Genomic DNA, 23,426 nt, shown 5'->3' with positions numbered 1-23,426 from the left:
CGACGCCTCTCCTACACGCAGCTTTCCGGAAACGGGTCGAGGTCGCCCCACAGCCGGCGCGCGGCGCGGCGGGCGAAGCGGAGGGTTTCGGCCTTGCGACGCGCGCCGGGCAGCGGGCGGTGGAGCGGCTCGCGCAGGACCGCGGCCTCGTAGCGGTCGGCGACGATCAGCCCGCAGCAGTCGGGACGGAAGGCGTCGGTGCCGAACGGCGCCAGGTCGAACCCGCCGGGCACCGCCCAGAAGAAGCGGTCGCAATAATCGAGGTAGAAGGGCCATTTGGCGTCGCCGAGCAGGTCGGCGCGCGACACCTTGATCTCGACGATGGTGATGCAGCCCTTGGCGTCGATCGCCATGATGTCGGCGCGCCGGCCATTGCCGAGCGGCACCTCGGGCAGCGGGGTCAGCTCGGCCTGGAGGAACATCCGCGCCACCCCGCGCGCGACGTCGGTCGCGACCATCGGGGCGAGCGAATCGATCGAGTCGGGGGCGCCGGCCATGGGTCTGGGATAGAACATTGCGGGAACGATGGAAAGGCCCCCGCCGGGTTAGAGCAGCACCTCGCCCGCGATGCGCCCGGCCTCGGGATGGTCGATCTCGACCGCCCAGAGATCGGGATCGGAGCGCCGCCGCCGCGCGACATAGTCGCCGGCCGCGCCCGGCTCGTTCGGATCGGCGGGGCCGACCCGTTCGAGGCCGTGGCCGCCCTCGAACCGCCAGACCCGCTCGACGATCGCGCCGAGCACGCCGCGATCGGCGAGCAGCAGCAGGATCGCGCCGGCGATCGCGTCGCCACGGTGGATCACCATCGCCGACCCGCCCTCGGCCTCGATCCGGCGAATCAGCGCCGAGACGAGCAGCCCGGCCGCCGCCCGCGGCTCGGTCACGCCCGCTTGCTCACAACCGCGCGTAACCCGGCAGGGTGGCGAGCGGGATGCGCGATCGCATGAAGGTCCCGGTGCCGCGCGCGACCTCCTCCCCCTCCGCGTCGATCAGCCGCGCGTCGGCGACCAGCACCCGGCGGCGGCCGTTGACCCAGCGCCCTTCGGCGGTCACCGGCCCTTCCTTCATCGGCCGGGTGAGCAACAGGTTGAAGGCGGTGGTGAGCAGGAAGAAGTCGTTGACCAGGCTGTTCGCCGCATAGAAGGCGGCGTCGTCGAGCATCTTGAAATAGGTGGTGCCGTGCGCCGCGCCGGCGGCATGGAAATGGACCGGGTCGACGGTGAAGTGGATGCGCGACACCCCCTCGCCGTCGATCTCCAGCCGCGACTGGAACAGCCGGTTGATCGGCGCCGCCGCATAGAGCGATTCGAGCGCGCGATAATGCGCCTCGGCCCCGGTCTCCCCGCTCATCGCGCCAGGCCCATCGGCGGCGTCAGGCCGCGTGCCGGGCCTCGCCGGCCGCGAACAGCGCGTAGAGCGCATCGTCCGACCCGGCGCCGCGAAGCTTGGCGACGAACGCCTTGTCGCGCATCCGCCGGCTGACCCGGGCGAGCGCCTTGAGATGCTCGACCCCCGCGTCGACCGGCGAGAGCAGCAGGAAGACCAGGTCGACCGGCAGGTCGTCGATCGCGGCGAAGTCGATCGGGTTGGCGAGTCGCGCGAACAGGCCGACGACGCGATCGAGCCCCTCGATCTTGCCGTGCGGAATCGCGACGCCGCCGCCGAAGCCGGTCGACCCCAGCCGCTCGCGCTCCACCAGCCGGTCGACGATCACCCGCGCCTCGCCGTCGACGAGTTTCGCGGCCACGCCGGCCAGCTGCTGGAACAGGGCTTTCTTGTTGGGGACGATCAATGCGGCCTGCACCGCCTGAGGCGATAGCAGGTCGCTCAGGTCGTCCATCGATTTGTTGTCAGTCATTCGACGGGGTTCGCTATTCCTTATCCGGCCGCCCGGCTCGGCTCCACCCAGCCGATCGTGCCGTCGGTGCGCCGATACACCATATTGAAGGCGCCCGTACCAGAATTTCGGAAGAGAAGCGCGGTCGTATTTCGGAGGTCGAGCATCATCACCGCGTCGGACACGCTGGCGTCGGGCACGTCGACCCGCGTCTCGGCGATGATCACCGGGCTGTCGCCGGACACCTCCTCCTCGGCCGGCGCCTCGAACACGGTGTAGCCGGCATTCTCGTCGATCGCGTCGACGAGCTGCGGAGTCGCGGGCGTGCGCGACTTGAGCCGGTTCATATAGCGGCGGAGCTGGGTCTCGATCCGGTCGGCGGCCTGGTCGAAGCAGGGATGGGCTTCCATCGCCTGGCTCGATCCCTTCAGGATCACGCCGTGCATGACATGGGCGACGATGTCGCAGGAAAAGCCGTTGCCGTGCTGGCCGCGCCCGAAGGTCACATGCGCGGACAGGCTTCGCGAGAAGAATTTGTCGGCGATCGCGTGGAGCCGGGTCTCGACATGGGTGCGGAGGGCGTTGCCCGTATCAACCTGATGTCCCGAAACGCGAATTTCCATGGCAATTCTCCAACTCTGGTCTGCCGGTGGTGGACCGCCTCGGGGCTTTCCGCCATCCGGACATTATCGGATTGTCTTCTCAGCCCGTCGCACCCTCCAGCCAGAGCGGCGCGTCGAGCTTCTCAACGAAAGCCTTGTGTCGTTCCAGTTCCTCCTCGCTTGCGAAATGGGGGCGGATCGCCCTTATGGTCCTGCTCGCCGCCACCGTCGCGCGCGGGGTGGCGACGACGACGACCTCCTCGACCACGGCCTCGCCCATCGACAGGCCGATCTGGCGGCCGCCGGTCAGCTCGACATAGAGCTGGGCGAGGAGCTGCGCGTCGAGCAGCGCGCCATGCTTGACGCGGTGGCTGCGGTCGATCCCGTAGCGGCTGCACAGCGCATCGAGGCTGTGCTTGGCGCCGGGGTGCATCTTGCGGGCGATCTGCAGCGTGTCGACCATCCGGCCCATGTCGACGATCGACCGGCCGCAGGCGCCCAGTTCCCAGTTGAGGAAGCCGAAGTCGAAGCTGGCATTATGCGCGACCAGCGGCGCGTCGCCGATGAAGGCGAGCAGTTCCTCGACCTTGTCGGCGAACAGCGGCTTGTCGCTCAGGAAGCGTTCGGACAGGCCGTGGACCTGCTCCGCCTCGAACGGCATCGATCGCTGTGGGTTGAAATAGCAGTGGAAGCTGTTGCCGGTCTCGACCCGGTTGACCAGTTCGACGCAGCCTATCTCGACCAGCCGATCGCCCGTGGCGGGGTTCAGGCCGGTTGTTTCGGTGTCGAAGACGATTTCACGCATGCCGGCAATATCGGACTCCGCGCGCGGTGAGGCAAGAGACGAGATGACGGACGGCCCCACGGGTCCGGTCGATCGCGCCGCCGGTGTCGATCACCATGTCGGCGCGGGCGCGCTTCTGGTGGTCGGGCAGTTGCAGCGAACGGATATGCTTGAGTTTCAACGGATTCATCCCCGGCCGCGCGAGCACGCGGCGGGCCTGTTTCCAGGCCGGGGCCGACACCACCGCGATCGCGTCGACCTGCCGCCAGCCCTTCTTCTCGAACAGCAGCGGGATGTCGAGCACCACCAGCGGGCGCGATCGGTGCCGCCGGAGGAAGAGTCGGCGCGACTCGACGAGCGCGGGGTGGATGATCCGTTCGAGTCGGTGGAGCGCCGCCTTGTCGCCGAGCACCGCCTTGCCGAGCACCGCGCGGTCGATGCCGTGCGGCCCCGCCGTGCCGGGAAAGGCCGCCTCGATCGCCGCGACCAGCTTGCCGCCGCGCCCCTGGAGACGGTGGACCTCCGCGTCGGCGTCGTAGACGGGGACGCCGAGTCGGCGGAACATCGTCGCCACGGTCGACTTGCCCATGCCGATCGATCCGGTGAGGCCGAGGACGATCATCGCGATCCCGCGCTCAGGCGACCAGCAACGCGCGCAACGCATCGTCGGCGTCGCGCGGCGCGGGCCGGCCATAGAATCGCTCGAACGCCGCCGCCGCCTGGCCGATCAGCATGTGGAGTCCGTCGATCGTGCGCAGCCCGTGGCGTTTCGCCTCGGCGAGCAGCGGAGTCTCGAGCGGAGCGTAGACGATGTCGTAGATCACCGCATCGGGCGGGACATGGCTGAAGTCGAGCGCGAGCGGCGGCTGCCCGTTCATGCCGAGCGAGGTGGTGTTGACGACGAGGTCGAGAATGCCCTCGCGATCGTCGAACGGGAAATCGGTCGGGTCGGCGAAGATCTCGATCGGCGCGATCAGCCGCTCGTCGGGCTCGAACGCCTCGCGCAGCGCCCGCGCCTTGTCCAGGTCGCGGGCGGCGACGACGATGGTGAAGCCATGGTCGTGGAGCGCGAGCACCACCGCCTTGGCCGCGCCGCCGGTGCCGAACACCCGCGCCATGCGGAACAGGTGCTGCTGCGCGAGCAGCGGCCGGATCGGCTCCAGGAATCCGGCATAGTCGGTGTTGTAGCCGACCAGCTTGCCGTCCTCCGGCACCACCGTGTTGACCGCGCCGATCCGCTCGGCGGCGGGGTCGATCCGGTCGACGAGCTTCATCACCGCCTGCTTGTGCGGAATGGTGACGTTGCAGCCGCGCCAGGCGGGATCGCGGCGGCGTTCCTCGAAATAGATCCACAGGTCTTCGGGTTTCACATGCGCCGCGCGATAGTCCGCTGGGATTCCGGCCCGGTCGAGCCAGAATTTGTGGATCGTCGGCGACTTCGAATGGCCGATCGGATCGCCGATCACTTCCGCGAAAGCACCAGGCGCAAAAGGCAGTTCGCTCATGACGGCATCACCCCCCGAAGGCGCAGATAGTCGAGCAGCGGCAGCAGCGGCAGCCCCAATATGGTGAACTGGCTGCCCTCGATCCGCGAGAAGAGCTGGGCGCCGCGCCCCTCGATCCGATAGCCGCCGACGCAATGGCCGATCTCGGGCCATTCGGTGTCGAGATAGGCATCGACGAACGCCTCGCCGAGCGGCCGGACGTGGAGGGTCGCGCTGTCGACATGGCGCCAGACCGGCGCGCCGCCCTCGCAGATCACCGCGGCGCTGTGCAGCTTGTGGCGCTGGCCCGACAGCCGCAGCAGCAGATCGCGCTGCGCCTCGCGGCTCTCGGCCTTGTCGATCATCGTGCCGTCGTCGAACGCGACGGTCGAATCGCAGCCGAGCACCAGGTCGGTCGGATGGCGCCGCGACAGCTTGGTCGCCTTGAGCTCGGCCAGCGCGTCGGCGAGGTTGCGCGGCGACACACCCTCGGCGCGCAGGCCCGCCTTCATCGCATCCTCGTCGACCCCGGCCGCCATCGCCGTGAACGGCACCCCGGCCGCATCGAGCATCGCCCGGCGCGAGGCGGATTGCGAGGCGAGGATCAGCATGGGCGGGCTTCCCTGGTGAGGACATTCGAGAAGAGGGACGTACCTCTCCCATCGTCATTCCCGCGAAGGCGGGAATCCACCGGCGAGCGAGTCCCGAACCAACAGAGGCACGACCAGGCGGCCTGGTGGATTCCCGCCTTCGCGGGAATGACGGAGAGGAGGACGGCGAGAGACGCCCTCACTTCGCCTCCTCCTTCGCCGAGCGTTCGTTGACGAGGTTGATGATCGCCGCCGCCGTCTCCTCGATCGAGCGGCGGGTGACGTCGATCACCGGCCAGCCATGGTCGGAGAAGATGCGCCGCGCGAAGCTCAGCTCGGCGGCGACCCTCTCATGGTCGACATAGGCGGTCTCGGGCGACTGGTTGAGCGACAGCAGCCGGTTGCGGCGGATCTGCACCAGCCGCTCGGGGCTGGTGGTCAGCCCGACGATCAGCGGGTGGACCAGCGAATAGAAGGACGGCGGCGGCGGGGATTCGACCACCAGCGGGACATTGGCGACCTTGTAGCCCCGATTGGCGAGGTAGATCGAGGTCGGCGTCTTCGACGATCGCGACACGCCGGTCAGGACGATGTCGGCCTCTTCCCAATCCTCGGAGGCGATGCCGTCGTCATGCGCGATCGTGTACTGGATCGCCTCGACCCGCGCATAATAGGCCGCGTCGAGGATGTGCTGGCGGCCCGGCCGGGCGAGCGCCTGCTGGCCGAGCAGTTGCGACAGCGCGTCGATCACCGGATCGAGCGCCGAGACGCTCGGCAGGCCGAGCGCATGGCAGCGCGATTCGAGCCGCGTGCGGATGTCGTTGTTGACCAGCGTGAAGATGACCAGTCCCGGCCGCTGCGCGATTTCGAGGAGGATGCGGTCGAGATGGCCCTGGCTGCGCACCATCGGCCAGAAATGCTTGATCGTCTCGACCCCCTCGAACTGGGCGAGCCCGGCCTTGGCGATGTTCTCGAGCGTCTCGCCGGTCGAATCCGACAGGAGGTGGAGGTGAAGGCGGATCATGAGTTGTTTGATCCACTGACGTGGATCGCGGCACCGGCCCGCTCCCCCACCCGGCCTCTCACTAGGATACGCTGTTTGGGAGGTCGGGTGGGGGAGCGGGCCGGTGCCGCAGTTTCAGCAAAGCTGAAACTCTCGACAACGACACCCGGGGGGACGGATCTGTGGAAAACCATGCGGATGGAGCTAGCGGAAGGGCGGGGACGCTTTCAAGCGGCGGATTCATCCCCGCTGACCGCGCCGATCTCCGGCGATTCATCCACAGGGGACGGAATCGATCCACAGCCTGTGGATAATGGGAATGGCGCGAGGGACTCGGAAGGGTCCCGGGATTCCCCGTGAGTCAAGCTGTTGGCAATCGCGCCAACTGTGAATAAACCCCGGCTCGCGACGCCCTACAAACCCCTTCAATCTCTCTTTAAAGAATCAATAAGGAAGATAATGGCTGCCCTTCCCGCCGAGACGCGCCCCCTGCTCGCCGTGCTCCGGGGTGAGCGCCGCGATCCCCCGCCGGTCTGGCTGATGCGCCAGGCGGGCCGCTATCTTCCCGAATATCGCGCGCTGCGGGAGACCAAGGGCGGCTTCCTCGAACTGGCCTATGACAGCGACGCCGCGGCCGAGATCACCCTCCAGCCGATCCGCCGCTTCGGCTTCGACGGCGCGATCCTGTTCTCCGACATCCTGATCATCCCGCATGCGATGGGCCAGGACCTGCGCTTCGAGGCGGGCGAGGGGCCGCGCCTGTCGCCGACCCTGGTCGACCGGACGCTCGCCGATCTCGAACCGGTGCCGGCGCGGCTGGAGCCGATCTACGGCACCGTCCGCCGGGTGCGCGCGGCGCTGCCGGCCGAGACGACCTTCCTCGGCTTCGCGGGCAGCCCCTGGACCGTCGCCACCTACATGGTCGCGGGGCAGGGCAGCCGCGAGCAGGCCGAGACGCGGCGCAAGGCCTATCGCGACCCGGCCGGATTCCAGGCGATCATCGACGCGCTGGTCGATGCCACCGCCGATTATCTGTCGAAGCAGATCGAGGCGGGCGTCGACGCCGTGCAGCTGTTCGACAGCTGGGCGGGCAGCCTCGCCCCGCGCGAGTTCGAGCGCTGGGTGATCGCCCCCACCGCCGAGCTGGTGCGCCGGCTCCATGCGCGCCATCCGGGCGTGCCGGTGATCGGCTTCCCGAAGGGCGCGGGCGGCAAGCTCCCCGCTTATGCCCGCGAGACCGGGGTCGACGCGGTCGGGCTCGACGAGACCGTCGATCCGGCCTGGGCCCATGCCAACCTGCCCGAGGGGCTGACCGTGCAGGGCAATCTCGATCCGCTCGCGCTGGTATCGGGGGGCGAGGGGCTCGACACCGCGGTCGATGCGATCCTTGGGGCTTTCCCCGGACGCCCGCATGTGTTCAACCTGGGCCACGGAATCCTGCTCGATACGCCGATCGCCCATGTCGAGCGGCTGCTCGCGAGAGTCAGGGGATGAAGCCATGACGACGATGATGGGTTTCCTGGGCAATGCCTATCCGTGGGTGAAGGCCGCGCACGTCATCTTCGTCATCTTCTGGATGGCGGGGCTGTTCATGTTGCCGCGCTTCTTCATCTACCACCATGCCGCGGCGCCGGGATCGCCCGAGGATCGGGCGTGGATCGAGCGCGAGCGGCGGTTGCGGTCGATCATCATCACCCCGGCGATGATCCTGGTGTGGCTGTTCGGACTGATGCTGGCGTTCGACCAGGCGCTGTGGGGCGTCCACTGGTTCCAGGCGAAGTTCGCCACCGTCTTCCTGCTGTCGGGCTTCCATGGCTGGGCGGTCGGCTATGGCCGGCGGATGGCGGCCGGCTATCGCGCCCCGTCGGACAAGGCGCTGCGCTTCATGAACGAGATTCCCGGCATCGCCACCGCGGTGATCGTGATCCTGGTGATCGTCCGGCCGTTCTGACGCGATTCGATACGCTTCGAACGTCATCCCGGCGAGAGATTCCAGCTTCCGCTGGAATGACGGGAATGGGTGGGGACGGTTCGATCCGTCGCCGGACTCTTGACTTGGACCCGGGCCGCGCTTACCTCCCGGCCAAGAACAGGCCCGCCGTCCGAGCGGGGACCCTTTCTCCTGCCAGAAAACCGAAGCGGCTCCTTTCCCATCGCCGCCCGAGACTTCTCCCGACCGATCTGAAGACCCAGACCCAGGATTCTCCTCGATGCACTTGAAGGACCTCAAGAAGAAGAGCCCCGCCGACCTCGTCAGCATGGCCGAAGAACTCGGCGTCGAGGGCGCGTCGACGATGCGCAAGCAGGACCTGATGTTCGCGATCCTCAAGGTCGAGGCGGAAAATGGCGAGCAGATCATGGGCGAGGGCACGATCGAGGTGCTGCCCGACGGCTTCGGCTTCCTGCGCAGCCCCGAGGCGAACTATCTCGCCGGTCCCGACGACATCTACGTCTCGCCCAACCAGGTGCGGAAGTTCGGCCTGCGCACCGGCGACACCGTCGAGGGCGAGATTCGTGCGCCCAAGGACGGCGAGCGCTATTTCGCGCTGACCCGGCTCGCGTCGATCAACTTCGACGATCCCGACGTCGTCCGCCACCGCGTCAATTTCGACAATCTCACGCCGCTCTATCCGGAAGAGAAGCTGCGGCTCGACACGCTCGACCCGACCGTCAAGGACAAGTCGGCGCGCGTCATCGACATCGTCTCGCCGCAGGGCAAGGGCCAGCGCGCGCTGATCGTCGCGCCGCCGCGCGTCGGCAAGACGGTGCTGCTCCAGAACATCGCCAAGGCGATCACCGACAACCATCCCGAGGTGTTCCTGATCGTGCTGCTGATCGACGAGCGGCCCGAGGAAGTCACCGACATGCAGCGCTCGGTGAACGGCGAGGTGATCAGCTCGACCTTCGACGAGCCGGCGCAGCGCCACGTCCAGGTCGCCGAGATGGTGATCGAGAAGGCCAAGCGCCTCGTCGAGCACAAGAAGGACGTGGTGATCCTGCTCGACTCGATCACCCGCCTCGGCCGCGCCTACAACACCGTCGTCCCTTCGTCGGGCAAGGTGCTGACCGGCGGCGTCGACGCCAATGCGCTGCAGCGGCCGAAGCGCTTCTTCGGCGCCGCGCGCAACATCGAGGAGGGCGGCTCGCTCTCGATCATCGCCACCGCGCTGATCGACACCGGCAGCCGCATGGACGAGGTGATCTTCGAGGAGTTCAAGGGCACCGGCAACTCCGAGATCGTGCTCGACCGCAAGGTCGCCGACAAGCGCATCTTCCCGGCGATGGACGTCGGCAAGTCGGGCACCCGCAAGGAGGAGCTGCTGGTCGACAAGGGCAAGCTGTCGAAGATGTGGGTGCTTCGCCGCATCCTCATGCAGATGGGCACCGTCGACGCGATGGAGTTCCTGCTCGACAAGATGAAGGATTCGAAGACCAACGAGGATTTCTTCGACTCGATGAACCAGTAAGCGGGAAGGGAGCGGCGCTTGGGGGAGCTGACCGACTGGACCTACAGGCGCTTCTGGGCGCATGTCGAGCATCCCTATCGCCGCCTGCGCCGCCGCCTGCTCGAACTGGCCGTTCCCGGCCTGACCATCCTCGACGCGGGCTGTGGCCACACCGCTCCCAATCTCCAGGAGCTGCGCGACAGCGGCGCGACGCTGGTCGGGGTCGACCTCGTCCATCTCGAGCCGCAGCCGGGCATGGAGCTGATCGAGGCCGATCTCGGCCGGATTCCATTGCCCGACGCCTCGGTCGACCTGATCTATTCGCGCTCGGTGATGGAGCATGTCGTCGATCCCGACGCGGTCTATGGCGAGGCGGCGCGGCTGCTCAAGCCGGGCGGGCGCTGGATCTTCCTCACCGCCAACCGCTGGGACTATGTCTCGATCGTCTCGCGGCTGACCCCCAACCGCTTCCACGCCGGCATCGTCCGCCGCTTCGAGGGACGCGACGAGATCGACGTCTTCCCGACCGCCTACAAGACCAACGACCGCGGCCAGATCGCCCGTCATGCCGCCGCCCATGGCTTCCGCATCGATGCGTTCGAGCGGCACGGCCAATATCCGGCGATGTTCTATCGCGTGGGGCCGCTCTTCCTGCTCGCGACCTTCTTCGAGAAGGCGGTGATCAAGCTCCCCTTCCTCGCCGGCCTGCGCGGCTGGCTCTATGTCGAGCTGGTGAAGCGCTAGACACCTGTCCCGTCATTCCAGCGAATGCCAGGATGACGTCGGGAGCGCTCACGCCGCGCGCCGTCGCGCGTTGATCCGCAGGATCCGGCGGAATTTCGGGCATTGCAGCTGGTCGGGTTCGGGGCAGGCGGCGGCGTGGCGCAGGCCGTCGCGCAACATGCCGAGCCGGCGGATCATGCGGTCGAGCTCGTCCGCCTTGTCGAGCAGCCTCGACCGGTCGATCCGTGGCGCCGTGTCGGGGCGCACCATCGGCAGGATGTCGTCGAGCGAGAATCCGGCGGCGCGGCCGAGCGCGATCAGGTCGAGCCGCTCGAGCACGCCGGGATCGAACAGCCGCCGCAGCCCGCGCCGTCCGATCGCGGCGATCAGTCCGCGTTCCTCATAATAGCGCAGCGTCGAGGCGGGGACGCCCGATCGCTTCGCCACCTCCGATATGTCCAGGTCGCGCATGGTCTTGACCTCAAGCCGGCTTGAAGTGGCAAGCTAGGGCAAAGTCGATTCGCGGACAATGCAGGAGGAAGACATGACTGACGCCGAAACGGTGCGCGCCGAGCAGCAGGCGTTGTGGAACGGGATCGCCGGCGCGGCCTGGGTCGACGAGCAGGTGCTGCTCGACCGGCTGTTCGCGCCGTTCGCGGCGATGCTGGCCGAGGCGGCGCGCGAGGTTCGCGGCGGGCGGGTGCTCGACGTCGGCTGTGGGACCGGCGCGACGACGCTCGCCATTGCCGGGGCGCTCGGCCCCGGCGGGGAATGCGTCGGCGCCGATATCTCGGGCCCGATGATCGGGCTTGCCCGCGCCCGCGTCGAGCGGGAAGGGGCGGCGGCCCATTTCGTCCACGCCGACGTCGAAAGCCATGGCTTCGTCCCGGCGAGCTTCGACCTCGTCACTTCGCGCTTCGGGGTGATGTTCTTCGGCGATCCGGTGCGTGCCTTCGCCAATCTCCGGCGTGCGGTGCGCGACGGCGGCGGGCTCGTCCTGCTCGCATGGCGCGGGACCGACGAGAATGGCTTCATGACCGCGGCCGAGCGCGCCGCCGCGCCGCTGCTGCCGCCGCAGCCCGCGCGCGATCCCGATGCGCCGGGCCAGTTCGCCTTCGCCGATCCCGATCGGGTGCATGCGATCCTGACGGCGGCCGGCTGGACCGGTGTCGAAATCGCTCCGGTCGACGTCGACTGCACCATGTCCGATGCCGAGCTCGACGGCTATGTGGTCCGCCTCGGCGCGCTCGCCCGGGTCCTGCCGACCCTTGACGAGGCGCTGCGGGCCCGCGTCGTCGCGGCCGTGCGCGCGGGCTTCGAACCCTATCGCCGCGACGGCCTGGTCCGCTTCACAGCGGCCTGCTGGATGATCCGCGTCCGCCCGGCCCGTCCGACGGGCTGATCACGGTAACAGGCTCGACAGCGACCCGCTTTCGGCTAGGGAGGGGCCATGATCGATCTCTGGAATCACATCGTCGCGGATTTCTCCAACATCACCAGCCCGGCGGCGATGGCCGCCTTCGTGCAGGTGCTGATGATCGACATCATGCTGGCCGGCGACAATGCGATCGTGGTCGGCGCGCTGGCGGCCGGGTTGCCCGCCGACCAGCGGCGCAAGGTGATCCTGATCGGCATCATCGCCGCGCTCGTCCTGCGCATCGTCTTCGCGGTCAGCGTCAGCCTGTTGATGGGCATCGTCGGGCTCGTCCTCGCGGGCGGCCTGCTGCTGCTCTGGGTGTCGTGGAAGATGTTCCGCGAGCTGCGCCACGCCGGCGCCCCGGCCGGCGCCGACCCGACCGAGCATGACGGCATCCCGCAGAGCAAGACCTTCCTCGGTGCCGCCTGGGCGGTCGCCGTCGCCGACGTGTCGATGAGCCTCGACAACGTCCTCGCGGTCGCCGGCGCGGCGCGCGAGCATCCCGGCATCCTCGTCATCGGCCTGCTGCTCTCGGTCGCGCTGATGGGCATCGCCGCCAATCTGATCGCCCGCTATATCGAGCGCTATCGCTGGATCGCCTATGTCGGCCTCGCGGTGATTCTCTACGTCGCGGTCAAGATGATCTGGGAAGGCAGCCATCAGGTCTGGCCGCTGATCGCCTGAATCCTCTTCAGCACTGGTTTTTTCGACGCGGGAAGGTGTTTTCTCGCGGCGATTCATGTTGCAATGCTTTACGATTCTCGTCTTGGTTGTTCTTGTAGTATTTGTAGTAAGATTTAATTTTAACTATGTATTTACTGAAGTGTCGGATTTTTTTACAATCTCTCTCGAAGCTATCTGCGCGATATTGGCGCGGTAATGGCATTTATTACTGGAAAACGCTTCGTTCATCTGATAGGTGACGTCCAATGGCGCCGTTTGCGGCCCAATTGGTTGTAGGGATGAAGCGATGCGTGGGTTCCGTGCTTTTCCGATCATCGTCGCCGGCCTGATGGCCGTCGCCCATGCGGGGCAGGCGTCCGCCGCGCTGGTCGGCCAGTCGGTCTCGACCGGCATCGCCGCGCTGAAGGAATGGAACGTCGTCTCGTTCAACAACTTCACCTCGTACAACCATGTCGACGGGCGCGTGTTCGTGGGCGGCACCTTCAATGCCGGCGGCAACTTCACCATCCAGAACAACAATATCCCGTCGTCGAGCTATGGCACCCCGGCGCTGACCGTGGTCGGCAGCGCCGCGCTCAACGGCAGCGTCAACGCCGGCGGCGGCATCAGTGTCGGCGGCAGCGTCAGCGGGTCGTTCAACAACAATGGCCAGAACGTGGTCACCTATGGCGGCTCCAACAGCGCCTGGGCGAACAACACCACCTTCACCCAGGGCGCGCCCGACTTCACCAGCACGCTGCAGAGCCAGTCGAACGACATCAAGGCGTCGCTGATCAGCCTCAGCCAGAATCTCGCCGCGCTAGGCAACACCAGCGGCGTCAGCGTCGGCGGCGACAGCAACAACCAGCAGATCACCGTGACCGGCAGCGGCTTGCAGGTGCTCAACTGGTCGGAAGCGATGTTCGAGGGCAGCAGCAACCAGCAGCTCCTGGTCAGCCTGCCGAGCGACGCGACGCTGGTCATCAACGTCGCCGGCACCGACATCGACTTCGATCGCAACTTCAATCGCTTCAGCGGCGACAACCGGGTGCTGTTCAACTTCTACGAGGCGACCACGGTCGATATCGGCCGCCAGTTCAGCGGCTCGATCCTCGGCGTCTTCGCCGACATCACCGGCGGCAACAGCGGCAATATCGACGGCACGGTGATCGGCAACAACGTCCGCCAGAATTCGAACGGCGAGATCCACAACAATTATTTCCAGGGCGACCTGTCGAGCATCAACGGCCCTGTGTCGGTCGCGCCCGAGCCGTCGACCTGGGCGATGCTGATCCTCGGCTTCGGCCTGGTCGGCGCGATGATGCGCACCCGCAATCGCCGGACCCTGGTGGTCCAGGCCGCCTGAGTAGTTCCTGGACCCATCGAATCATAAGGGCTCGCCAGGGGGGCGGGCCCTTTTCTTTCCTCCACCTTCATCGTCATTCCCGCGAAAGCGGGAATCCATGGACGGCGGCACCTGCCATCAAAAAGCGTCTCGTGACCGTGGATTCCCGCTTTCGCGGGAATGACGGCGGGAGGGCGATGGCACTGGGGCTTACGGCAGCAGGACGATCGACCCCGTCGTGCGGCGGCCTTCGAGCGCGCGGTGCGCCTCGGCGGCCTGGTCGAGTGGGAGGCGCAGGCCGATCTCCACGGCGATCTTACCGGACGTGATCATCGCGAACAGGTCGGCGGCGGCGGCGTCCATCTCGGCGCGGGTGGCGACATAGTCGAAGGCGCGCGGGCGTGTGAGGAACAGCGATCCGCGCCGGGTCAGCTCGAGCGGGCTGGTCGGCGGGACCGGGCCCGACGCATTGCCGAAGCTGACCATCAGCCCGCGCGGGCGCAGGCTGTCGAGCGAGGCTTCCCAGCTTGCCGCGCCCACCCCGTCGAACGCCACGTCGACGCCCCGGCCATCGGTCGCCGCGCGGACGGCGGCGGCGAGCTCGCCATAGGGGCAATCCAGCGCGACGTCGGCGCCGAGGCCGCGCGCGATCGCGGCCTTGTCGGCGCTGCCGGCATGGGCGATCACCCGCACCCCGATCGCCGCCAGCCATGGCACCATCAGCCGCCCGACTCCGCCGGCCGCGGCATGGACCAGCGCGGTCTGTCCCGCCTCCATCCGGGCGCAGCCATGGACGAGCGTCTGGACGGTGATCCCCTTGAGCAGCACTGCCGCCGCCGTCTCGTCGTCGATCGTATCGGGCAGCGCCACCAGGATCGCCGGATCGACATCGGCCCAGGTGGCATAGGCGCCGGGCTGGGCGGCCATGTAGACCACCCGCTGTCCGACCATGGCCCCGGCGACTCCCGCGCCGATCGCCTCGACCACCCCCGCCGCCTCGACCCCGAGCGGGGCCGGCAGCGGCTGCGGATAGAGGCCGGTGCGATGATAGGTGTCGATGAAGTTGACCCCGATCGCGCGGTGCCGGACGCGGACCTTGCCCGCCGCGACGGGCGTATCCGCCAGCGGCTCGGCCTCGATCACTTCGGGCCCGCCGAACCGGCGGGCGACGAGTCTGTGGTCGGACATGCCGATCAGGCCAGGTTCTGGGCGAAGAAGGCCTCGGTCCGCTCGTCGGCGAGCTGCGCGGCGGCGTCGACGCGGCGCTTGCCCATCGTCGTCGCGAAGCCATGGTCGACGCCGGGATAGTCGAACAGCGTCACCTTGGCGTGGCTGTCGAGTCCTTCATGCATCTTGCGCTGGATGTCGGCCGGCACGAAACCGTCGTCGCCCGCGATATGGAGCGCCAGCGGGTGGGCGATCGCATGGGATTCGCCGAGCAGCCCGTCGAGGCCGACCGCATAATAGCCGACGCTCGCGTTGATGTCGGTGCGCGCCGCGGTCATGTAGGCGAGCCGCCCGCCCAGGCAGTAGCCGACCGCGCCGACCTTGCCGCCACGCACCATCGCGCGGGTGTCGCGGATCGTCGCCTCGATGTCGCGGATGCCCTGGTCCTGGTCGAACTGGCCGAACAGCTTGAGGCCCTCCTGCATCTCCTCGGGCACGTCGGGATCGAGCTCGATGCCCGGGCGGATCCGCCAGAACAGGTCGGGCGCCACCGCGAGATAGCCCTGCGCCGCCCATTGGTCGCACTTGATCCGGATGCCCTCGTTCACCCCGAAGATCTCCTGGATGACGATGATCGCCGCCTTGGGCTCGGAGACGGGCTGCGAGGTGTAGGCGAGGAACTCGTCGTCGCCGTGCAAGGTCTTGATCTCGGTATAGCTTTTCACAGAAGGCCTCCTCGTCTCTCAGGGCGTCTCTCATGGTCGAGCAACCATGTCTTGGTGATGATCCCGCGTCCGCCGGAATAATGACCGATCGTGCCGCCGCTGCCTACCACCCGGTGACAGGGGACGACGATCGGGAAGGGGTTGCGCGCGCAGGCCTGGCCGATCGCGCGCGGCGCCGATCCGGCGATCCGCGCGAGCGCGCCGTAGCTCAGCGTGTCGCCGGCCGGGATCGCGACGATCGCGTCGCGCAGTGCCGCCCCGCGCGGGGTCGCGGCGGGGAGCAGCGGCAGGTCGAAGGCCGTCGCGCCGTCGTCGAAATAGGCCTGGAGCTGGCGGATCGCCTCGGCCGCCGGGCCCTCCGCCGGTGCGTCGTCGATGTCGTCGGGCGCGGTGCGGTCGCCGAGGATGTGGATCGCGCGCAGCCATCGTGCGTCGGCCTCGATCAGGATCGGGCCGAGTGGGGAGGGGAGCAGGGTCGTCGTCATCGGGGCATCTTCGCGGAGATCATGGGGGCCGACAATATGGACAGAGGCTTCGCGAAACTCTAGCCATGGGGCGGGACGTTTCAATGACCCGGAGGGCGCGCATGAAGATCACCGTCGACGTCGACTGCACGCCCGAGGAGGCGCGCCGCTTCATGGGCCTGCCCGACCTGTCGAGCGTCCATGACGCCTATGTCGAGAAGATGAAGAAGACGATCGAGGAAGGGGTGACCCCGGACACGCTCGACACGATGATGCGCAACTGGATGCCGATGGGCGAGGCCGGCATGAACATGTGGCGCACGATGTTCGACCAGATCGGCCGTGCCGCCGGCACCCCTGGAAAATAGCCCCGGCGCTTCGGCGTCCGACACGATCTTCGCGCTGTCGAGCGGCGCTCCGCCGGCGGGGGTCGCGGTGGTGCGGATCAGCGGGCCGATGGCGGGCGTGGCGATCGACCGGCTGACCGGCGGCCGGCCGCGCCCCGCCGCGCGCCGCGCGAGCCTGCGCGCCCTGACCGATCCCGACGGTGGCGCGCTGCTCGACCGGGCGCTGCTGCTCTGGCTGCCCGGTCCCGGCACCGCGACCGGCGAGGACATGGCCGAGCTTCACCTCCATGGCGGTCGCGCGGTGACGGCGGCGGTGCTCGCCGCGCTCGGCCGGCTGCCGGGCCTGCGCCCCGCTACGGCCGGCGAGTTCACCCGCCGCGCCTTCGAGACCGGGCGGATCGACCTCAACGAGGCAGAGGCGCTCGCCGACTTGCTCGCCGCCGAGACCGAGGCGCAGCGCCGCAACGCGATGCTGCTCGCGGGCGGGGCGCTCAGCCGCGCTCTGGAGGACTGGCAGCATCGCGTGCTGTCGCTGGCCGCGCGGCTCGAGGCGCAGCTCGACTTTTCCGACGAGGAGGACGTCGCGCCGCTCGACCCCGGCTTTGCCGCCGAGCTGGCCGCGCTCGATGCCGAGGTTGTGCGGTGGCGTGGGCGGCTTCCCGTGGAACGACTCCGCGACGGCGTCCGGGTGGTGCTCGCGGGCCCGCCCAACGCGGGCAAGTCGACCCTGCTCAATGCCTTGGCCGGGCGCGAGGCGGCGATCGTCACGCCGATCGCCGGGACCACGCGCGACCTGATCGAGGCGCCGGTGGCCTTGGGCGGCATACCTTTCCTGCTCACCGACACCGCCGGACTCCATGAGGGGACGGGTGACGCGGTCGAGGCGATCGGCATCGATCGCGCCAGCCAGGCCATCGCCGCCGCCGACATCGTCCTCTGGCTCGGTGATCCCGGCTGCGCCCCGGCGGGTTCGGTCCGGATCGGTGCCCAGGCCGACCGCCGGACGTACGACCCCGCCGCGCACGACCTGCTCGTCTCGGCGCGGAGCGGCGCGGGGATGGACGATCTCGTCGCGCTGCTGCTCGATCGTGCCGCGGGGCTGTTGCCGGGCGAGGGGGAGGCGGCGCTGTCGGCGCGGCAGCGCGCGGCGCTCGACTGGCTCGGCGAGGCGCTGGCGCTGGCGCGGGGGGAGGGTGATCCGATCCTCGTCGCCGAGGGGTTGCGCCTCGCCCGCGCTGCGATCGACGCGTTGACCGGGCGCGCCGGGACCGAGGATATGCTCGACGGACTGTTCGGCCGCTTCTGCATCGGCAAATGAGCATGTTCCACGTGGAACATTTTTGACTCCGGGCGCGGGGTCGGATAGCGCGCTCGCCATGGCGGACAGCTTCGATGTGATCGTGGTCGGCGGCGGCCATGCCGGCTGCGAGGCGGCGGCGGCGGCGGCGCGGATGGGCGCGCGGACCGTGCTGGTCAGCATGCGTCGCGACATGATCGGGGCGATGTCGTGCAACCCCGCGATCGGCGGCCTCGGCAAAGGCCATCTCGTCCGCGAGGTCGACGCCTGCGACGGGCTGATCGCCCGCGCCGCCGATCGCGCCGCGATCCATTATCGCATGCTCAACAGCAGCAAGGGCGCGGCGGTGCAGGGACCGCGCGTCCAGGCCGATCGTAAGCTCTACAAGGCGGCGATCCACGATCTGCTCGCCGAGCTGCCCCTGCTCGACATCATCGAGGGCTCGGCGGAGCGGTTGTTGCTCGACGATGTTTCACGTGGAACAGCGGGACTTGTCCTCGCCGACGGGCGGAGGCTGAAAGCGGGCGCGGTGGTGCTCGCGACCGGGACCTTCCTCAATGCCCGGCTCCATTTCGGGATGGACTGCCGCACCGGCGGCCGGGTTGGGGAGGCGGCCGCGGTCGGACTTGCCGAGCAGCTTCGCGCGCTCGATCTGCCGATCGCCCGGCTCAAGACCGGCACCCCGCCGCGTCTCGATGGACGGACGATCGACTGGGCCCGACTCGATCGCCAGCCTTCGGATGTGGAGGGCTGGACCTTCTCGGCGCTCACGCCTCACCGACTTGTTCCACAGCTCGCCTGCGCGATCACCCGGACCAACCGGCGCACGCATGACGTGATCCGCGCCGGGCTCGATCGGTCGCCGCTGTTCTCGGGTGCGATCACCGGGGTCGGGCCGCGCTATTGCCCGTCGATCGAGGACAAGGTCCACCGCTTCGGCGATCGCGACGGTCATCAGATTTTCCTCGAACCCGAAGGTCTCGACGATCCCACCGTCTATCCCAACGGCGTCTCGACCTCGCTGCCCGAGGACGTCCAGCTTGCAATGCTGCGGACCGTGCCCGGACTCGAACGGGTTGAGATTCTCCAGCCCGGCTATGCGGTCGAATATGATTATATCGATCCACGGGCACTGACCGCCGGGCTGGCGTTGCGGGCGCTGCCGGGCCTGTTCTGCGCGGGGCAGATCAACGGCACGACCGGCTATGAGGAGGCCGCCGCGCAGGGGCTTGCCGCCGGGATGAACGCCGCCGCCTTCGCCGCTGGCCGCCCCGAAATCCATTTCGATCGCGCGACCAGCTATATCGGGGTGATGATCGACGACCTCACCCTGCAGGGCGTTTCCGAACCCTATCGGATGCTCACCGCCCGCGCGGAGTATCGGTTGCGGCTGCGCGCCGACAATGCCGGCACACGGCTGACCAGCTGGGCCGACGCGCACGGCGCGATCTCGGCCGCGCGGCGGATGTTCCATGTGGAACGCGAGGCGAGGCGGATAGCGATGGCCGATTGTCTCGATAGGCGCATCGCGGGATCGGCCGAGCTGGTCGCTGCCGGCGCGGCGGTCGCCGCCGACCACGTCCGACGCTCGCTCACCGAGTGGCTGCGTTTCCCCGAGGTCGGCGACGCCGAGCTGACCGTGCTGGCGCCTGAGCTTGCCGATGTCCCGGAGGACGTCCGCGCCGAGGTGATCCAGGACGGTCGCTACGCGCCCTATCTTGCCCGGCAGGATCAGGAGATCGCCAGGCTGCGCGCCGACGAGCGAATCGGTCTCGCCGTGATCGTCGATTATGGCGCGATTGCGGGCCTGTCGAACGAGATGGTCGAGCGGCTCAACGCGGCGCGTCCCGCCGACCTTGCGGCGGCGGGACGGGTGCGGGGCGTCACACCGGCCGCGCTCGCCGCGATCATGGTCCACGCCCGGCGGCTCGCGGCATGAGCATGACCGAGCAGGAGGCGCGCGCCTGGATCGAGGGGCGTGTTCCACGTGGAACAATGGCGGGGCTGGAGAAGCTCGTCGCGATGATCCTCGACGAGATGCCGCGCCAGAACCTCATCGCCGCATCGACCGCCGAGTCGATCTGGACGCGCCATATCGTCGACTCGGCGCAGCTCGTGCCGATGGTCGGGGAGGGCGGTCCGCTGCGCTGGATCGACCTCGGCTCGGGCGCGGGCTTTCCCGGCATGGTCGTCGCGCTGATGCTGCCCGAGCTCCGCATGACCCTGGTCGAGTCGCGCCGCAAGCGGATCGACTTCCTGCGCTTCATGGCCGAATCGCTCGGCATCGCCGATCGGGTGACGGTGGCGGGCCAGCGGCTGGAGATGCTCGAATCGAGCCCGCACGACGTGATCAGCGCGCGCGCCTTCGCGCCGCTCGACCGGCTGCTGCCGCTCGCGCACCGTTTTTCGCACGACGCGACGCTCTGGCTGCTGCCGAAAGGGCGCAGCGCAGCATCCGAACTGGAAGCCGTAACCACTTCGTGGCAGGGTGATTTCCGGGTCGTTCCGAGCATGACCGACCCGGAGGCGGCGATCATCGTCGCGTCGCAGGTTCAGCCCCGTGGAAAAGGTCAAAAGGGACGCCGATGATCCGCATCGCGATCGCCAACCAGAAGGGCGGGGTGGGCAAGACGACCACCGCGATCAACCTCGCCACCGCGCTGGCGGCGACGGGCTGGCGGGTGCTGCTCGTCGACTTCGATCCGCAGGGCAACGCCTCGACCGGGCTCGGCGTCGACCAGGCCTCGCGCGATCGGTCGAGCTACGAGCTGCTCCGCCGCGACTGCACGCTCGGCGAGGCGGTGGTCGCGACCAAGATCCCGCGGCTCGACATCGTCCCCGCGACGGTCGACCTGACCGGCGCCGAGATCGAGCTGATCGACGTTGAGAAGCGCACCCACCGGCTCCACGACGCGCTCGCCCAGGATGAGAATCGCTGGGACGTCTGCCTGATCGATTGTCCGCCCTCGCTCGGCCTGCTCACCGTCAACGCGCTGGTCGCGGCGAACATGATGCTGGTGCCGCTGCAATGCGAATTCTTCGCGCTCGAAGGATTGACCCAGCTGCTCCAGACGATCGAGCGGGTGCGCGCGCGCTTCAATCCGCAGCTCTCGATCCTGGGAGTCGCGCTGACCATGTACGACCGGCGCAACCGGCTGTCCGAACAGGTGGCCGCCGATGTGCGCGATGTTTTGGGGAATGTGGTGTTCGAAACGGTGATCCCGCGCAACGTCCGCCTGTCCGAGGCGCCGAGCCATGGCGTGCCGGCGCTGATCTACGACCATCGCTGCCCGGGGTCCGAGGCCTATATCGCCCTCGCGCGCGAGTGCATCGCCCGGCTGACCAACAAGGCGCAGGCGGCATGAGCGCCGACGGTCCGCGCCGCGGCCTCGGCCGGGGCCTGTCGTCGCTGCTCGGCGAGGTGGCGACCGAGCAGCCGATCGCCCCCGGCGCCGAGCGGCCCTCTGGCATCCGCATGATCCAGATCGCCGACATCAAGCCCAACCCGAGCCAGCCGCGTCGCCATTTCGACGACACGGCGCTGGATGAGCTCGCCGCCTCGATCGGTGCGCGCGGGCTGATCCAGCCGATCGTCGTCCGGCCCCATCCGTCGGCCGGCGGCTACCAGATCATCGCCGGCGAGCGGCGCTGGCGGGCGGCGCAGCGTGCCCGCATCCACGAGCTGCCGGCGATCGTCCGCGAACTGTCCGACGCGCAGACGCTCGAACTGGCGATCGTCGAGAACGTCCAGCGCCAGGACCTCAATGCGATCGAGGAGGCCGAGGCCTATCAGCGGCTGATCAGCGATTTCGGTCATACCCAGGAGGTGCTGGGCAAGCTGGTCGGCAAGTCGCGCAGCCATGTCGCCAATCTGATGCGGCTGCTGGACCTGCCCAAGCCGGTGCGCGACATGGTCGCCGACGGCCGGCTGTCGATGGGCCATGCCCGCGCGCTCGTCACCGCGCCCAATGCCGAGGAGCTGGCCGAGCAGGTCGTCACGCAGCAATTGTCGGTACGCGATGCCGAGAAGCTTGCCCAGGCCGGGCGGCCCGGCGGCACCGCGCCCAAGCTCGCCGCGCCGCGCCCGGCGCAACCCGCCGACGCCGACATCGCCGCGCTCGAACGCCATCTCGGCGACATCCTCGGGCTCAAGGTGACGATCGAGCATGGCGAGAAGGGCGGCCGGATCGGCATCGCCTATTCGACCCTCGATCAGCTCGACCTGGTCTGCCAGCGGCTGAGCGGCGAGCCGATCTGAGACCGCGTGCGAAGCGCCTCGGATGGGGTGGCGGTTTCTGTATTAAGCGATTGATCTACAATCCCTCTCCCTTGGGGAGAGGGAGGGGCTCGCCGCCGCAGGCGGTGGGAGGGTGAGGGCACATGCGCCTCTCTTCCCACGGCATCTCAACATCGCACAGACATGGGCTCCGGCCTTCGCTGGAGCGACGGGTCAGTTGAGACTTTGGTCGAGCTACTTCAGACCCGGTCTCAGCGCCGCGCCGAGGCGGCGACCCGCGCGATGGTGAGAAGTTCCTCGCCGATCAATATCATGCCGGGCGATCCTGAGCGCTTATAGGCGCGTTCGAGCGCGGCGAGGCGGGTGGTGGCGGTGGCGATGCGGTCCGGCGACCAGCGCTGAAGAAGCCCGGCCACCACCTTCTGATCCTTCCAGAAGATCGCCTTGCCGGCACCCGCCATCACCGCGTCGACGCTCTGGCCGGCGGCGACCTCGGCGCGCAGCGGAGCGATCTGGGCGAGGCGGCGGAGCACCGCGCGGACCGCGCCGATCGCCTCGGGCGCGCCGATCAGCGCCAGTTCGGCCGCCGCCTGTTCGGGCCGTCCGCCCATCACCGCGTCGACGATCGCGCTGAGGTCGCTCTCGTCGTTGACCGCGCCGATCGTCTCGAAGGCGGCCGCGTCGGCGGGCTTGGGATCGTCGGGGCTCGCATCGAGGAACAGCGCCAGCTTCTCCAGCTCGCGCGCGATCAGCGCGCGGTCGGCATTGGTCGCGGCGACGATCGCCTGCGCGGCGCGCGGATCGAGCCGCAGCCCCAGTTCGCGCGCGATCTCGACCGCGACCTGGTCGGCGGCGCGGCCCTCGGGCAGGTAGGAGGCGAAGGCGAGCGCCATCGGGGAGGCGAGGGCGAGCTTCACCAGCTTCGCGTCCTTGCGCAGGTTCCCGGCGATCACGACCACCGGATTGCCGCCCGAGGCCGCCTCCAGCAGCGCCTGCGCGGCATCGATGATCTCGTCGCCGGCCGGATCGACCCGGATGTGGCGGGCGCCCCCGAACAGGGAGATCGAGGCGGCCTCGTCGGCCAGCCGGGCGGGATCTTCCTTGAGCTGGGCGCCGGCGAGGTCGATCCGTTCGGCCTCGGCGCCCATCGCCTTGTCGATCCGCGCGGCCAGCGCGCGCGATCCCGATTCGTCGGGGCCGTAGAGCAGGATCAGCCGGACGGCGGGATCGGGTCGGTCGAGCGCCCGCTGGATCTGGCCGGCATCGGCTTTCATGACGGGCTCATCGGCATCGCG

28 protein-coding genes are annotated in these 23,426 nt (G+C 68.6%); 13 read left to right on the top strand and 15 right to left on the bottom strand.

All coding sequences use genetic code 11. From position 1 onward, the window contains the following. Positions 1–11: 11 nt before the first annotated feature. The 10 genes from HRJ34_RS19145 to HRJ34_RS19100 form a co-directional block, all read right to left on the bottom strand. Complete coding sequence (locus tag HRJ34_RS19145) at positions 12–515, bottom strand: MmcB family DNA repair protein (RefSeq protein ID WP_012049026.1); 504 nt, start codon at positions 513–515, stop codon at positions 12–14. Positions 516–545: 30 nt separating this feature from the next. Beyond that, on the bottom strand, positions 546–884 hold the full coding sequence (locus HRJ34_RS19140; protein ID WP_012049027.1) for a DUF1491 family protein: 339 nt from the start codon (positions 882–884) through the stop codon (positions 546–548). A 10-nt stretch (positions 885–894) separates the two neighbouring features. Next, positions 895–1,350, bottom strand: coding sequence for a PaaI family thioesterase (locus HRJ34_RS19135; RefSeq protein WP_012049028.1), 456 nt, complete (start codon positions 1,348–1,350; stop codon positions 895–897). 22 nt (positions 1,351–1,372) lie between these two features. Further along, positions 1,373–1,858 (bottom strand): PTS sugar transporter subunit IIA, encoded by a 486-nt coding sequence (locus HRJ34_RS19130; protein ID WP_012049029.1) that lies wholly within the window; start codon positions 1,856–1,858, stop codon positions 1,373–1,375. 20 nt (positions 1,859–1,878) lie between these two features. Then, positions 1,879–2,460 (bottom strand): ribosome hibernation-promoting factor, HPF/YfiA family, encoded by a 582-nt coding sequence (hpf, locus tag HRJ34_RS19125; RefSeq protein WP_012049030.1) that lies wholly within the window; start codon positions 2,458–2,460, stop codon positions 1,879–1,881. 79 nt (positions 2,461–2,539) lie between these two features. Next, positions 2,540–3,244 carry a DNA polymerase III subunit epsilon gene (gene dnaQ / locus HRJ34_RS19120; RefSeq protein WP_012049031.1) on the bottom strand — a complete coding sequence of 235 codons (705 nt, stop codon included), beginning with the start codon at positions 3,242–3,244 and terminating at the stop codon, positions 2,540–2,542. Continuing rightward, positions 3,237–3,845, bottom strand: a complete 609-nt coding sequence (gene coaE / locus HRJ34_RS19115; protein ID WP_012049032.1) for a dephospho-CoA kinase — start codon at positions 3,843–3,845, stop codon at positions 3,237–3,239. Before coaE ends, dnaQ begins: the two co-directional genes overlap by 8 nt. A gap of 13 nt (positions 3,846–3,858) precedes the next feature. Next, complete coding sequence (aroE, locus tag HRJ34_RS19110; RefSeq protein ID WP_030091984.1) at positions 3,859–4,728, bottom strand: shikimate dehydrogenase; 870 nt, start codon at positions 4,726–4,728, stop codon at positions 3,859–3,861. Continuing rightward, positions 4,725–5,318, bottom strand: coding sequence for a Maf family protein (locus HRJ34_RS19105; protein WP_012049034.1), 594 nt, complete (start codon positions 5,316–5,318; stop codon positions 4,725–4,727). Before HRJ34_RS19105 ends, aroE begins: the two co-directional genes overlap by 4 nt. A 178-nt stretch (positions 5,319–5,496) precedes the next feature. After that, on the bottom strand, positions 5,497–6,321 hold the full coding sequence (locus tag HRJ34_RS19100) for a pyruvate, water dikinase regulatory protein (protein ID WP_012049035.1): 825 nt from the start codon (positions 6,319–6,321) through the stop codon (positions 5,497–5,499). A gap of 438 nt (positions 6,322–6,759) precedes the next feature. On the opposite strand from HRJ34_RS19100, the gene hemE reads away from it, so the two are divergent. The 4 genes from hemE to HRJ34_RS19080 all read left to right on the top strand — a co-directional run bounded on the left by hemE (position 6,760) and on the right by HRJ34_RS19080 (position 10,490). Beyond that, positions 6,760–7,794 (top strand): uroporphyrinogen decarboxylase, encoded by a 1,035-nt coding sequence (gene hemE, locus HRJ34_RS19095; protein WP_208632130.1) that lies wholly within the window; start codon positions 6,760–6,762, stop codon positions 7,792–7,794. Between the two features lie 4 nt (positions 7,795–7,798). Next, positions 7,799–8,251, top strand: coding sequence for a CopD family protein (locus HRJ34_RS19090; RefSeq protein WP_226948858.1), 453 nt, complete (start codon positions 7,799–7,801; stop codon positions 8,249–8,251). A 259-nt stretch (positions 8,252–8,510) separates the two neighbouring features. Further along, entirely contained in the window at positions 8,511–9,767 is a 1,257-nt protein-coding gene (gene rho / locus HRJ34_RS19085; RefSeq protein ID WP_012049038.1) for a transcription termination factor Rho, read from the top strand. Between the two features lie 18 nt (positions 9,768–9,785). Then, positions 9,786–10,490, top strand: coding sequence for a class I SAM-dependent methyltransferase (locus HRJ34_RS19080; RefSeq protein WP_208632129.1), 705 nt, complete (start codon positions 9,786–9,788; stop codon positions 10,488–10,490). 48 nt (positions 10,491–10,538) lie between these two features. Here HRJ34_RS19080 and HRJ34_RS19075 read toward each other — a convergent pair whose 3' ends face one another. Then, positions 10,539–10,940, bottom strand: a complete 402-nt coding sequence (locus HRJ34_RS19075) for a helix-turn-helix domain-containing protein (protein WP_012049040.1) — start codon at positions 10,938–10,940, stop codon at positions 10,539–10,541. A 73-nt stretch (positions 10,941–11,013) separates the two neighbouring features. On the opposite strand from HRJ34_RS19075, the gene HRJ34_RS19070 reads away from it, so the two are divergent. The 3 genes from HRJ34_RS19070 to HRJ34_RS19060 all read left to right on the top strand — a co-directional run bounded on the left by HRJ34_RS19070 (position 11,014) and on the right by HRJ34_RS19060 (position 13,915). Further along, positions 11,014–11,871 (top strand): class I SAM-dependent methyltransferase, encoded by an 858-nt coding sequence (locus HRJ34_RS19070; RefSeq protein WP_226948857.1) that lies wholly within the window; start codon positions 11,014–11,016, stop codon positions 11,869–11,871. 48 nt (positions 11,872–11,919) lie between these two features. Beyond that, complete coding sequence (locus HRJ34_RS19065; protein ID WP_012049042.1) at positions 11,920–12,570, top strand: YjbE family putative metal transport protein; 651 nt, start codon at positions 11,920–11,922, stop codon at positions 12,568–12,570. A 286-nt stretch (positions 12,571–12,856) separates the two neighbouring features. Continuing rightward, on the top strand, positions 12,857–13,915 hold the full coding sequence (locus tag HRJ34_RS19060; RefSeq protein ID WP_012049043.1) for a choice-of-anchor A family protein: 1,059 nt from the start codon (positions 12,857–12,859) through the stop codon (positions 13,913–13,915). A 189-nt stretch (positions 13,916–14,104) separates the two neighbouring features. On the opposite strand, the gene HRJ34_RS19055 is transcribed toward HRJ34_RS19060, so the two are convergent. Genes HRJ34_RS19055 through HRJ34_RS19045 form a run of 3 tightly spaced genes read right to left on the bottom strand, consistent with a single transcriptional unit; the run spans position 14,105 to position 16,271 of the window. Beyond that, on the bottom strand, positions 14,105–15,082 hold the full coding sequence (locus HRJ34_RS19055; RefSeq protein WP_208632127.1) for a quinone oxidoreductase family protein: 978 nt from the start codon (positions 15,080–15,082) through the stop codon (positions 14,105–14,107). Between the two features lie 5 nt (positions 15,083–15,087). Next, the gene (locus tag HRJ34_RS19050) at positions 15,088–15,786 is read right to left on the bottom strand and encodes a dienelactone hydrolase family protein (protein WP_012049045.1); all 699 of its coding nucleotides are present in this window, start codon (positions 15,784–15,786) and stop codon (positions 15,088–15,090) included. Next, complete coding sequence (locus tag HRJ34_RS19045; RefSeq protein WP_012049046.1) at positions 15,783–16,271, bottom strand: methylated-DNA--[protein]-cysteine S-methyltransferase; 489 nt, start codon at positions 16,269–16,271, stop codon at positions 15,783–15,785. Before HRJ34_RS19045 ends, HRJ34_RS19050 begins: the two co-directional genes overlap by 4 nt. 101 nt (positions 16,272–16,372) lie before the next feature. Between HRJ34_RS19045 and HRJ34_RS19040 the strand changes: the two genes are divergently transcribed. Genes HRJ34_RS19040 through HRJ34_RS19015 form a run of 6 tightly spaced genes read left to right on the top strand, consistent with a single transcriptional unit; the run spans position 16,373 to position 22,152 of the window. Next, positions 16,373–16,618 carry a DUF6489 family protein gene (locus HRJ34_RS19040; RefSeq protein ID WP_029548395.1) on the top strand — a complete coding sequence of 82 codons (246 nt, stop codon included), beginning with the start codon at positions 16,373–16,375 and terminating at the stop codon, positions 16,616–16,618. Beyond that, a complete protein-coding gene (gene mnmE / locus HRJ34_RS19035; protein ID WP_208632126.1) occupies positions 16,593–17,915 on the top strand; it encodes a tRNA uridine-5-carboxymethylaminomethyl(34) synthesis GTPase MnmE in 1,323 nt (440 codons plus the stop codon). Before HRJ34_RS19040 ends, mnmE begins: the two co-directional genes overlap by 26 nt. A 58-nt stretch (positions 17,916–17,973) precedes the next feature. Next, positions 17,974–19,833, top strand: a complete 1,860-nt coding sequence (gene mnmG / locus HRJ34_RS19030) for a tRNA uridine-5-carboxymethylaminomethyl(34) synthesis enzyme MnmG (RefSeq protein ID WP_208632125.1) — start codon at positions 17,974–17,976, stop codon at positions 19,831–19,833. A gap of 2 nt (positions 19,834–19,835) precedes the next feature. Further along, on the top strand, positions 19,836–20,483 hold the full coding sequence (gene rsmG, locus HRJ34_RS19025) for a 16S rRNA (guanine(527)-N(7))-methyltransferase RsmG (RefSeq protein ID WP_208634397.1): 648 nt from the start codon (positions 19,836–19,838) through the stop codon (positions 20,481–20,483). Beyond that, complete coding sequence (locus HRJ34_RS19020) at positions 20,480–21,259, top strand: ParA family protein (RefSeq protein ID WP_029995605.1); 780 nt, start codon at positions 20,480–20,482, stop codon at positions 21,257–21,259. The genes rsmG and HRJ34_RS19020 overlap by 4 nt, the downstream gene beginning before the upstream one ends. After that, positions 21,256–22,152 (top strand): ParB/RepB/Spo0J family partition protein, encoded by an 897-nt coding sequence (locus HRJ34_RS19015; protein WP_016745392.1) that lies wholly within the window; start codon positions 21,256–21,258, stop codon positions 22,150–22,152. The genes HRJ34_RS19020 and HRJ34_RS19015 overlap by 4 nt, the downstream gene beginning before the upstream one ends. Positions 22,153–22,382: 230 nt before the next feature. Here the strand turns inward: HRJ34_RS19015 and holA are convergent, their stop codons facing one another. After that, positions 22,383–23,405, bottom strand: coding sequence for a DNA polymerase III subunit delta (gene holA / locus HRJ34_RS19010; protein WP_208632124.1), 1,023 nt, complete (start codon positions 23,403–23,405; stop codon positions 22,383–22,385). Positions 23,406–23,426: the final 21 nt, after the last annotated feature.

The organism is Rhizorhabdus wittichii (genome assembly GCF_017607425.1).
GTDB classification, from domain to species: domain Bacteria; phylum Pseudomonadota; class Alphaproteobacteria; order Sphingomonadales; family Sphingomonadaceae; genus Rhizorhabdus; species Rhizorhabdus wittichii.
The sequence above is the reverse complement of the archived record's forward strand: the minus strand, read 5'-3'. Positions and strand labels throughout refer to the sequence as shown.

Excerpts from the sequence above, each read along its gene's own strand:
- HRJ34_RS19015 (WP_016745392.1), top strand. The coding sequence starts at position 21,256 with ATGAGCGCCGACGGTCCGCGCCGCGGCCTCGGCCGGGGCCTGTCGTCG.
- HRJ34_RS19100 (WP_012049035.1), bottom strand. The coding sequence starts at position 6,321 with ATGATCCGCCTTCACCTCCACCTCCTGTCGGATTCGACCGGCGAGACG.
- hpf (WP_012049030.1), bottom strand. The coding sequence starts at position 2,460 with ATGGAAATTCGCGTTTCGGGACATCAGGTTGATACGGGCAACGCCCTC.
- HRJ34_RS19090 (WP_226948858.1), top strand. The coding sequence starts at position 7,799 with ATGACGACGATGATGGGTTTCCTGGGCAATGCCTATCCGTGGGTGAAG.
- HRJ34_RS19105 (WP_012049034.1), bottom strand. The coding sequence starts at position 5,318 with ATGCTGATCCTCGCCTCGCAATCCGCCTCGCGCCGGGCGATGCTCGAT.
- rsmG (WP_208634397.1), top strand. The coding sequence starts at position 19,836 with ATGACCGAGCAGGAGGCGCGCGCCTGGATCGAGGGGCGTGTTCCACGT.
- dnaQ (WP_012049031.1), bottom strand. The coding sequence starts at position 3,244 with ATGCGTGAAATCGTCTTCGACACCGAAACAACCGGCCTGAACCCCGCC.
- HRJ34_RS19060 (WP_012049043.1), top strand. The coding sequence starts at position 12,857 with ATGCGTGGGTTCCGTGCTTTTCCGATCATCGTCGCCGGCCTGATGGCC.
- HRJ34_RS19130 (WP_012049029.1), bottom strand. The coding sequence starts at position 1,858 with ATGACTGACAACAAATCGATGGACGACCTGAGCGACCTGCTATCGCCT.
- HRJ34_RS19065 (WP_012049042.1), top strand. The coding sequence starts at position 11,920 with ATGATCGATCTCTGGAATCACATCGTCGCGGATTTCTCCAACATCACC.
- hemE (WP_208632130.1), top strand. The coding sequence starts at position 6,760 with ATGGCTGCCCTTCCCGCCGAGACGCGCCCCCTGCTCGCCGTGCTCCGG.
- holA (WP_208632124.1), bottom strand. The coding sequence starts at position 23,405 with ATGAAAGCCGATGCCGGCCAGATCCAGCGGGCGCTCGACCGACCCGAT.
- HRJ34_RS19055 (WP_208632127.1), bottom strand. The coding sequence starts at position 15,082 with ATGTCCGACCACAGACTCGTCGCCCGCCGGTTCGGCGGGCCCGAAGTG.
- HRJ34_RS19145 (WP_012049026.1), bottom strand. The coding sequence starts at position 515 with ATGTTCTATCCCAGACCCATGGCCGGCGCCCCCGACTCGATCGATTCG.
- HRJ34_RS19075 (WP_012049040.1), bottom strand. The coding sequence starts at position 10,940 with ATGCGCGACCTGGACATATCGGAGGTGGCGAAGCGATCGGGCGTCCCC.
- HRJ34_RS19070 (WP_226948857.1), top strand. The coding sequence starts at position 11,014 with ATGACTGACGCCGAAACGGTGCGCGCCGAGCAGCAGGCGTTGTGGAAC.
- rho (WP_012049038.1), top strand. The coding sequence starts at position 8,511 with ATGCACTTGAAGGACCTCAAGAAGAAGAGCCCCGCCGACCTCGTCAGC.
- HRJ34_RS19135 (WP_012049028.1), bottom strand. The coding sequence starts at position 1,350 with ATGAGCGGGGAGACCGGGGCCGAGGCGCATTATCGCGCGCTCGAATCG.
- aroE (WP_030091984.1), bottom strand. The coding sequence starts at position 4,728 with ATGAGCGAACTGCCTTTTGCGCCTGGTGCTTTCGCGGAAGTGATCGGC.
- HRJ34_RS19020 (WP_029995605.1), top strand. The coding sequence starts at position 20,480 with ATGATCCGCATCGCGATCGCCAACCAGAAGGGCGGGGTGGGCAAGACG.
- HRJ34_RS19045 (WP_012049046.1), bottom strand. The coding sequence starts at position 16,271 with ATGACGACGACCCTGCTCCCCTCCCCACTCGGCCCGATCCTGATCGAG.
- mnmG (WP_208632125.1), top strand. The coding sequence starts at position 17,974 with ATGGCGGACAGCTTCGATGTGATCGTGGTCGGCGGCGGCCATGCCGGC.
- HRJ34_RS19040 (WP_029548395.1), top strand. The coding sequence starts at position 16,373 with ATGAAGATCACCGTCGACGTCGACTGCACGCCCGAGGAGGCGCGCCGC.
- coaE (WP_012049032.1), bottom strand. The coding sequence starts at position 3,845 with ATGATCGTCCTCGGCCTCACCGGATCGATCGGCATGGGCAAGTCGACC.